The organism is Syntrophorhabdaceae bacterium (assembly GCA_028713955.1).
Lineage (GTDB): Bacteria > Desulfobacterota > Syntrophorhabdia > Syntrophorhabdales > Syntrophorhabdaceae > UBA5609.
The window spans coordinates 1-10,353 of the sequence record JAQTNJ010000090.1 but is presented as its reverse complement, the minus strand read 5'-3'; the positions used below and the strand labels follow the sequence as shown (position 1 = coordinate 10,353).

5 protein-coding genes are annotated in these 10,353 nt (G+C 52.2%); 4 read left to right on the top strand and 1 reads right to left on the bottom strand.

Features of this window, described 5'->3' with window-relative positions; genetic code table 11:
• Positions 1-307 (bottom strand): DUF72 domain-containing protein (locus PHU49_09095; protein MDD5244158.1); only part of this gene is annotated, 307 nt, incomplete at its 3' end.
• A 78-nt stretch (positions 308-385) separates the two neighbouring features.
• On the opposite strand from PHU49_09095, the gene PHU49_09090 reads away from it, so the two are divergent.
• From PHU49_09090 to PHU49_09075, 4 genes are all read left to right on the top strand, one after another.
• A complete protein-coding gene (locus PHU49_09090) occupies positions 386-1,036 on the top strand; it encodes a TIGR00730 family Rossman fold protein (protein ID MDD5244157.1) in 651 nt (216 codons plus the stop codon).
• A gap of 98 nt (positions 1,037-1,134) precedes the next feature.
• Positions 1,135-2,088: a 2-dehydropantoate 2-reductase N-terminal domain-containing protein gene (locus PHU49_09085; protein MDD5244156.1), complete on the top strand. Its 954-nt coding sequence runs from the start codon at positions 1,135-1,137 to the stop codon at positions 2,086-2,088.
• A gap of 318 nt (positions 2,089-2,406) precedes the next feature.
• Entirely contained in the window at positions 2,407-8,553 is a 6,147-nt protein-coding gene (locus tag PHU49_09080) for a chemotaxis protein CheB (protein ID MDD5244155.1), read from the top strand.
• On the top strand, positions 8,553-9,965 hold the full coding sequence (locus PHU49_09075; GenBank protein ID MDD5244154.1) for a sigma-54 dependent transcriptional regulator: 1,413 nt from the start codon (positions 8,553-8,555) through the stop codon (positions 9,963-9,965). Before PHU49_09080 ends, PHU49_09075 begins: the two co-directional genes overlap by 1 nt.
• Positions 9,966-10,353: the final 388 nt, after the last annotated feature.

Here is a 10,353-nt window from a genome sequence, read left to right as displayed (position 1 = left end):
CGTCCAGAGGCGCTATCCCCTGTTGAAAAAGCCTGCACTGCGTCTTGAAGTCCTTCCCCTTTTCGTGGGTCATTCCCTTGTGTGCCTTGACGACAAAAGAAAATTCCTTCGACGTCCTTTTTGAAAAGGATTCCATGGTCTTGATCGACGGCATGGCATAATAGGTGTAGTTTACCTCGAGGGCTCTGAATCCAAGGGTCCTTTCATAATACGGGAGCATCTCATGTTTCCCGATCCCTGACGGATATACTTCACCTATCCAGTCATCAAAAGAGAAACCGCTGGTCCCGACAAGTATCTCGCCCATTAGTTTTAGTTTGACATCTCCTTTCCATGTAAATAATATATGTGAACACCTAAAATCTCAAGGTAAAAAGGGGAGGCAATGGAGAAACAATATGTATTAGACGACATGTCTCTGAAGGAATCATGGAGACTCTTCCATATCATGGCGGAATTCGTTGAAGGGTTTGAAAACCTTACCGAGGTTCATCCTGCTGTTACGATATTCGGAAGCGCCCGCTGCAAGAAAGGCGATCCTCTGTATGAAAAATCATATCACCTCGCCAAATTACTTGCCGTGAATGGTTTTAACACCATTACCGGCGGAGGCCCAGGTGTCATGGAAGCCGCCAACAAGGGCGCCAAGGAAGGCGGAGCAAAATCTGTTGGGATCAACATAGAACTCCCCTATGAACAAAAACCAAACCCTTATTCAACGCTGAGATTGAGTTTCCGGTACTTTTTTATACGGAAGGTAATGTTCCTCAAATATGCCATGGCATATGTTGTCATGCCGGGCGGATTCGGCACGCTCGACGAATTCTTTGAAGCGATCACCCTTGTCCAGACAAAGAAGATGAAACCCTTCCCGATCATCCTCGTGGATTCAGCGTACTGGAGCGGTCTCCTGGAATGGATGAAGACAAACCTTCTCAGTCAGGAGAAGATTACCGCGGAGGATATGGACATCTTCAAGGTCATGGACGACCCGAAGGAGATCGTCGACTACATCAAAAAGTTCGTCATACTGTGAGACGGAAACACCCATAACCACGCAACAAATCAGTCATAAACAGCCTTCGGCTGATACCCGACGTTGACCACAGATAGTTCCGAAGGGGTGATGATTTTATGAAGACATTGATTATCGGTATGGGAAACGTCGGAGTCATGCATGGCTGGGTCCTGTCGGAAAGCGGCGCAGACATAACGCACGCCGTGCGGAAAGGATCGCCGGGCAGGTATTCAGAGGGCATCAGGATGGACGTCCTGGACATGCGGGGAGACTCGCCAAGGGACTACCGGACATCGTATCTGCCGAAGGTTACAGATGATATAAACCCGGGGGCAGGCTACGAGCTGGTCATCGTGGCGACAAATCACCTTCAGGCAGCAAACGCTGTCCGCCAGTACCGCGACCTTGTACCGGGAGCCGACTTCCTTATGTTTACCGCAAATTGGAACGGCACCGGGGAGATCGACGCATTGCTGCCCCGCTCCCGTTACCTCTGGGGTTTCTCCGTAGCAAGCGGTGCGCGGGATAATGACGGCGTGCTGTATGCGAACATCCAGAAGACCTACCGGATCGGCGAGTTAAACGGTTCACGTACGCCCAGACTTGAGAGGATCATCGGGATGTTCGGAAAAGCGGGCTTATCCCCTGACATCAAGGCCAACATAATCGAATGGCAATGGGTTCACCACGCAATCGACGCCGGCGTGATAGGGACAGCTCTTTACATGGGCGGTCTTCCCGGGGAGGACACCGACATTGAGGCGTGGGTGCTTATGGTCCGTGCCGTCAGGGATGCCCTGACCGTGCTCGGGAAACGCGGCCTTGACGTCCGGTCTTACCCGGACACACAACCATTCCTCATACCCGATGAAGAAGAAGCAGCCCTGCGATTCCGCCGGATGCTGCTCGATATGCCTCACTATGAGCGTACGAGAGAACACAGCCACTTTGATACATCGCCGGAAGAGATGAAGCGGTTCTATCTTGACGTCCTCGAGACCGGCGAACGCATGGGTGTCTCGATGCCGTACCTTGGGTCCCTGAAGGAGAAAATCTGCTGTAACGGCTGAGCTTCTCTGCCTTCATATCCTTAGATCCCTACACGCTCCTGAAATATTCCTGTGCCTCTAAATGTCCCTTCAGTGGCATCGTTACGGCAATGAACTCAAGATTATCGCAATAAACCTTGTGCAATACGAAAACCATCTGTTAAAATACAATTTGGGTTTTATAAGGATTTTCTGTTTGAAGCCTTTTGCGGTACGATTGTCGGTGGGACGTAGCGTACGATCCGGGAACCTATTTTTTTATATTCAATCAACATCTCCCACTCAACAGATTGAACCGTTTCTGCGAAATGTTTAGAAATGGGATTGCCGGGAGGACATATGCAACCAAAGACGAAACCAGGGAAAGATGAACCGGATAAAATCGTCTCCATCGTTGGTATAGGGGCTTCAGCAGGGGGCCTCAAGACTCTCGTGCGTTTTTTGTCGGTACTTCCGGAGGAATTCGATTTTGCCGTTGTCTTTGTGCAGCACCTTACACCAAAGCATGAGAGCCTCCTGCCCGAACTGCTCCGCTCACGCAGGCCGGACATGGAGATCAACGAAATATCCGATGGACTGGTATGCCTCCCCGGGCAACTCTACCTCTGTCCTCCGGCAAAAGAGGTGAGAATTCAAAAAGGGACCTTCCGCATTACTCCCCGTTCTGACGCACATATCCACCTCCCCGTCGATGAGTTTTTCCTCTCTCTTGCCGGGGATGCCTCCAACCGGGCCATCGCGGTCGTATTCTCCGGCGCGGGAACGGACGGAGCCCGCGGAGTCGAAGCGGTAAGATCTGCGGGCGGCACTATCTTTGTCCAGGATCCCGTCACAGCCGAATTCCCTGGAATGCCCCTTGCGGCAATTAATACAGGCCACGTGGACGGAGTGCTTTCTCCGGAAGACATCGCCCGGGAAATACTAAAATTCCATGGCTCCGGTATGGTCACCACCCCCACAGATGGTCTCATCACCACACCCCAGTTCGAGTTTATCTATCAGCTCATCTATGAGAAGACCGGATACCATTTTCACCATTACAAGAAGAACGTCGTGGCCCGAAGGATCAGGCGGCGGATGTACCTCCAGGGGATTTCGTCCGCCCATGACTACCTGGAGCTTGTGACGCACAATGATTCCGAGGTGGCTCAACTTGCCGCCGACCTCATGATCGGGGTCACCTCCTTTTTCCGGGACCGGCTGGCGTGGAAGGACCTCCATATAGAAGTGACAAGGAAGCTTGCCGCTGAAGACGACGATGCTCCCATCCGCGTCTGGACCCCGGCGTGCGCAACGGGAGAGGAGGCATACTCCATCGCCATGCAGCTGCGGCACGAACTTGACCTCGCCGGCAGAAAGAAGGAGATACAGGTTTTCGCCACGGACGTTAATGACAAAGCCCTCGAACAGGCACGGGAAGCTACATACCCGGCAAGCACGATCGCTGATCTTCCACCGGGTTACACAGAGAAGTTTTTTACTTACTCCGAAGACGATCTTTCCGTCACCATCAACAAAGAGATCCGACAGTACGTAGTATTGGCCAGGCAGGACCTTCTTTTTGACCCTCCCTTTTCCAGACTGGATCTTATCATCTGCCGCAACCTCCTGATTTACCTTGAACCTGATGCCCAGGAAAAATGTATCACCCTCTTTCATTATGCCCTTAAAGAAGGAAGGTATCTCTTTCTCGGAAACGCTGAGTCATCCGGCAGGAAGAATGACCTCTTTACCTCTATCGGACATAAGAAATGTCGCCTCTATCGGAAGGTCGAAAAGAAACCATCCGCAAGGCTTCCTCTCACAATGCCCTTTGCTGCCGAGCACACCGCTTTGATCCTGTCAAAGCAGGCGTCGGCCGCCGAGTCTCAACCGTCAGTTACCCAGTTCATCCAGGAAGCCTTACTGGAGGAATACGCACCTGCGGCGGTAGCGATCAACCAGAGCTACGACATAATCTACCACAATGGTCCCACGAACAGATACCTCCGTCAACCCCGAGGGGTGCCCACCCGGAATTTTCTGGAACTCATCCCCAAAAACATGCGAAACAGGATCCGGAGTGCGCTTTATCGGGCGGCTCAGGAGGCAAGGCCGGTTTCTATCCGGACAAGCATCAACGGCGACGATGAACGAAAAAGACAAGTCGCCATCCGCATCTCAAAATTAGGGGAAAATTTCTTTACCATTATATTTCAGGAGAAGGGCGGCCTTTCCGAACAAACGGAGGCCATCGTTTCAGAAGCCGCTGTTATTGAGGGGACGGCGGTGTATCAGCTCGAAAAGGAACTTTCGGCAACGCGGGACGACCTCCAGAGCCACATTGAGCAGCTTAAAAGCCTGAACGAAGAACTCCAGTCCTCAAATGAGGAACTCCAGGCGGCCAACGAAGAGCTTGAGACCTCCCGGGAAGAACTCCAGTCTTTAAACGAAGAGCTGATCACCGTAAATACCCAACTTCAGATGAAAATCGAGGAGCAAGAAGAAACGAACAACGACCTGAACAACTTCCTCGCAAGTACCAGCATCCCCACGATCTTTCTGGATCACCGGCTACGGGTGAAGCGTTTCACCCCCGCCATGTCGAGGCTCATCAAACTGATCCCTGCTGATGTGGGGCGGCCGATTACCGACATGTCCCAGGAACACCTTGGCCCGGATCTCATCGCCGATGCCCAGGCGATCCTTGATAACCTCACACCCATCAAGAAAGAGCTTTGTATCAACGGGGCCTGGTATATTCGCACTGCCCTGCCCTACCGGACATCGGACAACCGTATAGAAGGCGTGGTGGTCACCTACAGTGATGTGGCGGAGCTCAAGCAGGCAGAGGAGGCGCTGCATAAAGCCAAAGGCAGCCTGGAGATTCGTGTTGCAGAAAGGACTGCGGAGTTGGAAGAGATCAATCGCGCTCTCGGGGACGAGATTACCGAGCGCAAGCAGGCAGAGGAGGCCGTGAAAGCTGAACGGCAGCGGTTCTATGACGTGCTGGAGACACTGCCGGCATACGTTGTGCTGCTTACGCCTGACTACCACGTGCCCTTTGCCAACCGTGTCTTCCGCGAGCTTTTTGGCGAGTCCCACGGCCGGTGCTGTTTCGAGTATCTCTTCGGGCGGACCGAGCCCTGCGAAATCTGCGAGACCTACTCGGTGCTTAAAACAATGAAGCCCCACAGATGGGAATGGACCGGTCCGAATGGCCACAACTATAATGTTTATGACTTCCCGTTTACTGACACTGACGGCTCCACCATGATCCTGGAGATGGGTATGGATATTACCGACCGTAAACGAGCGGAAGAGGAGCTCCAGACGGCGATATCGTACAACAGGAAATTGATCGAAGTTAGCCTCGATCCCCTGGTGACAATCGGCTCCGATGGGAAGATCACAGACGTGAACGCTGCAACGGAGGCCGTGACAGGCCGAAGCAGGGGAGAACTTATAGGTACGGATTTTGCCGACTATTTCACCCAACCAGGCAAAGCCCGTGCCGGCTACGAACAAGTCTTCCGTGAGGGTCTGGTACGCGATTATGCCTTGGAGATCCGGCACCACAACGGCCACATCACGCCGGTTCTGTACAATGCCGTGGTTTACAGGAACGATGCGGGAAACGTGATCGGCGTATTTGCCGCGGCCCGGGACGTGACAGATCGTAAACGAGCGGAAGAGGAGCTCCATCGCTACAGGGAGCACCTTGAAGAGTTGGTCAAACAGCGGACCTCGGAACTGGAAGATAGGAACGCCAGGCTTGCCGACGAGGTCACCGAGCGAAAGCGCCATGAAAATAGGATTACCAATCTGACCCGGCTCTACCAGGTTCTCAGCCAGGTGAACGAGGCGATTGTCCGAATTCGTGACGAGGGATCATTGTTTGCAGAGGCCTGCCGGATTGCCGCGGAAGAGGAGAAATTCTCGCTCGTCTGGATCGGGGTAGTAAAAGGGCAGCAGGTGGTTCCTGTGGCCTCCTGTGGCCGGGAAGCTGACTATCTGAAAAGGATCAAAGTGGAAATCGAGGGCAAGTTGGGCATGGGCCCGACCGGCACTTGTATCCGGGAGAACCAACCGGTGGTCAACAATGACTTTGCGACCAATCCTACCACTTCACCCTGGCGTGAACCTGCCCTGCGTCACGGGTTCCACTCCTCGGCAGCATTCCCCTTGCGCCGCCAGGGCAAGGCCATCGGCGCATTCACGCTTTACGCCTTTGAGCCCGATGCCTTCGATTCGGAACAGGTTAGCCTGCTCGAATCGCTGAGCGCCGATATCTCCTACGCCCTGGATGCCCTTGACCAGGAGCAACTCCGTACCCGCACCGAAGAGGAACTCATCCGGGCCAAAGAAGAATGGGAGCGCACATTCGCCAGCGTGCCGGACATGGTCGCAATCCTCGACAACCGGCATCGGGTTCTGCGGGTTAATGCGGCGATGGCAAGGCGTTTGGGGGCAAAAGTGGAAGAGTGCATCGGGCTTCCCTGCTATGAAGCCGTGCATGGCCTGTCCGGGCCCCCTGAGTTCTGCCCCCATTCCCGAACTATGGAGGATAGCCGACAACATATTGTAGAAATACATGAGGACCGTCTTGGAGGCGATTTCGAGGTCAGTACGACCCCAATGTATGATGGCCGGGGAAAAGTGATAGGTTCCGTGCATGTTGCTCACGACATCACCGAACACAAGCGGGCTGAGAACATCATCCGCCATAGTCTGAGCCGGTTCGCCCTTCTGGCCGAGACAGCCAGCACGCTCCTGCAGGCCTCTGATCCTCAAGGCGCCCTGGAGTCGCTCGCCTTGAAGGCCATGGAGTTCCTCAACTGCCATGTCTTCTTTAATTTCCTGGCAGATGAAAAGACAGGGAGGCTGCACCTGAACGCTTATGCAGGTATCCCCGATGAAGAAGCGATGAAGATCAAGTGGCTCGACTACGGCGTCGCTGTCTGCGGCTGCGCGGCCCGGGACGCCTGCCGCATCGTTGCGGAACACATCCCCACCACGCCCGATGTGCGCACCGAACTCGTGAAGTCGTACGGCGTTAAGGCATACGCCTGCCATCCGCTCCTGGGACCTGGTGAAAAGGTCATCGGAACCCTTTCATTCGGCACGCGCAACCGGGAGACCTTCAGCGACGAAGATCTGTCCCTCATGAAAGCCGTGACGGACCAGGTGGCCACGGCCATGGTACGCATGAAGGCCGAAAAAGAGCTGAAAAAGGCCCATGAAGATTTGGAGACGCGGATAATCGAGCGTACCGAGGAACTGCAGGAGGCCTATAACAGGCTCATCGAGGAGACTAAGGAGCGAGACCACCTCGAGGAACAACTCCGTCACGCGCAGAAGATGGATGCTATCGGCACCCTGGCTGGAGGCATTGCCCACGACTTTAACAACATCATTGCAGGGATAATAGGTTTTGCAGAGATGGTGCTCGAAGATGTTCCCGGTGATAGCTCCGTACACCGGAGACTGGAGTTCATATTAAAAGGGGCATACCGCGGCCGGGACCTGGTGAAACAGATACTTACCTTTAGTCGCAGGGGTGAGCAGGAGAAAAAGCCGGTTTCGATGAGCCTTGTAATAATGGAGGTTATTCCTTTAATCAGGGCAATAATTCCTTCGACTATTGAGATTCGACACAATATTCTCACTGAATCGGATATCATATCGGCAGATCAGACACAGATCCACCAGGTGGTTTTGAATCTATGCTCAAATGCGGCATATGCCATGCACGATCAAGGTGGGGTTTTGGAAATAGTCCTTAAAGATGAGATTGTAACCTCCGAAGATTATGACGTCCATCCGGAGCTGAAACCGGGTCCTTACATACGATTAATTGTCAGCGACACCGGATGCGGGATGGAACCTGAAATACTTGACAGGATCTTCGACCCGTTTTTTACCACAAAGGCCTCCGGTGAAGGCACCGGTCTTGGTCTTTCTGTGGTTCACGGCATTATCAGGAGTCATGGCGGTGCAATCTCTGTTTACAGCAAACCGGGGCAAGGTTCTTCATTTCATGTAATCATCCCGAAGACCGTATCGGATGTTGCATTGGAAAGAAAAGAGATCACCCGCACACCAAGAGGAGAAGGGCAGATCCTTGTTGTTGATGATGAAGATCTGTTGACTGAAATGAGCCGGCAGAGGCTGGAGAGGCTCGGCTATAGCGTCGTCGGAAAAACAGATAGTATTGAGGCATTGGAGATCTTTCGGGCCGATCCTGATAGATTCGACCTCGTTGTCACCGACTATACAATGCCCAATATGACAGGGTTCGACTTGTCGAAAGAGATACTCCATATAAGGCCCAATGTCCCCATCATTATGTGTTCCGGATCGCATGAACCTGTCCCCAGGGAAAAGATCGAAGAGATAGGCATCCGGGACTTTTTTCAAAAACCTATCGGCAACGATGATTTCGCCAGACTCGTACAGGATGTTCTGGATAAATCCAGACAACGGGATATCGGGAAGGACGGGTAATGGCCCGCGTTCTTATCATAGATGACGACGAAGTCTTCTCCGAGATGTTATCCGATATGGTTATGCGTTCAGGGCATGATTCCTCAAAGGCGTTTAACCTCAAAGACGGGGTAGACAGAGCGCTGACGGAATCATTCGACGTGGTATTCCTCGATGTGAGGCTACCCGATGGAAACGGCCTGGAACTATTGCCGAGGATCCGGGAATCCTCATCTTTACCTGAGATAATCATCCTTACGGGATTCGAAGACCCCAACGGACCTGAGCTGGCGATAAAAAACGGCGCCTGGGACTACATCGAAAAACCTTCTTCGATAAAAGAGATGACGCTCACGCTTATACGCGCCCTCGAATACCGCGATAAGAAAAGGTCAGTAAAACAGCCTGTGGCATTAAGATTGGAGGGTATTGTCGGTGACAGTCCACAGATGAGGGCATGCCTTGACCTCGTTACACAGGCTGCCTTAAACGGCGATGCAAACGTCCTTATCACCGGTGAAACAGGCACCGGCAAGGAGCTCTTTGCATGGGCAATCCATAACAACAGTTTCCGTTCCCAAAAAAGTTTTGTTGTGGTAGATTGCGCCGCCCTGCCCGAAACCCTCGTAGAGAGCATCCTCTTCGGCCACGAAAAAGGGGCCTTTACCGGGGCAGACAAGGTAAGGGACGGCCTCATAAGACAGGCACATGGAGGGACGCTGTTCCTCGACGAGATAGGAGAACTCCCCATGCCCCTTCAAAAGAATTTTCTTCGTGTCCTCCAGGAGCATCGCTTCCGTCCTGTCGGGGCGGAGCGGGAAACGGAAAGCGACTTCAGGCTCATATGCGCAACAAACAAGGACCTTCGCACGATGGTTCAGGAAAAGCGATTCCGCGAGGACCTGCTGTTCCGCATCTGCACCCTGACTATTGATCTGCCTCCGTTAAGGGAACGCGCCGAAGATATAAAGGAATTATTGATCCATTACATAACCAGGCTTTGTGAGAGGTACGGTATCGGGATAAAGGGCTACTCGATGGAATTCCTCGAGGCGCTTACTGCATATGAATGGCCCGGCAACGTGAGGGAATTTGTCAATGCAATAGAGAGGGCGCTCTCGGCGGCATTTCATGAGCCTATGTTATTCCCCAAACACCTTCCGGCTGAAATTCGTATTCAACTAAAAAGATCCGAGCTTAGTAAAAATTCCGATACGCAGGATATCGACAAAGGGACTCCGGATGCAGCCGGAGGTCTCCCAAAACTTAAGGACTTCAGGGAGGCTGCTGTTGCAGATGCAGAAAAACAGTATCTTGATAATCTGATGTCTATTACCGGTCACAATATTAAGGAAGCCTGCCGCATATCCGGTCTATCCCGCCCACGCCTGTACGCACTTTTAAAAAAGCTCTCTTTAACTAAAAACCATTGAAATCTTCATCTTTGCCCGCTTTCTGTCTTGTCTGGTAAGATAAAGTCTTTCAAAACGATACTTTATTCTATCGTAAGAGACAGATAACCGGGTTTTTTATTTCCGCTATTTTCTTTATCTTATTTTTAACTAACTATAATCATTACATTTCAATCAATATCCTCATCAAATCAATTTTTTGGTATGCGCCTTGCAATATCCGGTCGTAATGAAAAACGACACTAAAAACAAAGATGCCATTTTAAGCCGGAGGAGATCACGTTGAGGCGATTTTTGCTGCTTTATTCGAGAGACCCGGATATTACCGGCAGCGAGATCCTGTCGCTGCTTGAAAGACTTGTCCCAAGAGAAAAGATCGAAATATACTGCAGCATTGAAGAACTCCTGG

Excerpts from the sequence above, each read along its gene's own strand:
- PHU49_09080 (MDD5244155.1), top strand. The coding sequence starts at position 2,407 with ATGCAACCAAAGACGAAACCAGGGAAAGATGAACCGGATAAAATCGTC.
- PHU49_09085 (MDD5244156.1), top strand. The coding sequence starts at position 1,135 with ATGAAGACATTGATTATCGGTATGGGAAACGTCGGAGTCATGCATGGC.
- PHU49_09090 (MDD5244157.1), top strand. The coding sequence starts at position 386 with ATGGAGAAACAATATGTATTAGACGACATGTCTCTGAAGGAATCATGG.
- PHU49_09075 (MDD5244154.1), top strand. The coding sequence starts at position 8,553 with ATGGCCCGCGTTCTTATCATAGATGACGACGAAGTCTTCTCCGAGATG.